Origin of the sequence: Dolichospermum circinale AWQC131C (assembly GCF_000426905.1) — a bacterium.
Lineage (GTDB): Bacteria > Cyanobacteriota > Cyanobacteriia > Cyanobacteriales > Nostocaceae > Dolichospermum > Dolichospermum circinale.
The window spans coordinates 109,125-109,341 of the sequence record NZ_KE384651.1 but is presented as its reverse complement, the minus strand read 5'-3'; the positions used below and the strand labels follow the sequence as shown (position 1 = coordinate 109,341).

Sequence of the window (217 nt, the reverse complement as noted above, 5' to 3'; positions counted from 1 at the left end):
ATTAATTACCTCCCAACTTTTAATTAGCTCTAAATTGGGATCAACAGGTTCTAACTTACCTGTAGCCCGATTATATTGATAACTTTTAGACGTTAAACTAGGATGGGGAAGCACACAATATTTTTTGTTATCAATTGTAATTGATACTACCTCTAAATTGGGATTAACAGGTTCTAACTTACCTGTAGCCCGATTATATTGATAACTTTTAGACGTT

General features: G+C 32.7%; 1 protein-coding gene. It reads right to left on the bottom strand.

The genetic code is table 11. The annotated features are described in order from the left end of the window. A partial coding sequence (locus ACIR131C_RS26305) for a hypothetical protein (RefSeq protein WP_196811817.1) occupies positions 1 to 217 on the bottom strand: 217 nt, incomplete at both ends.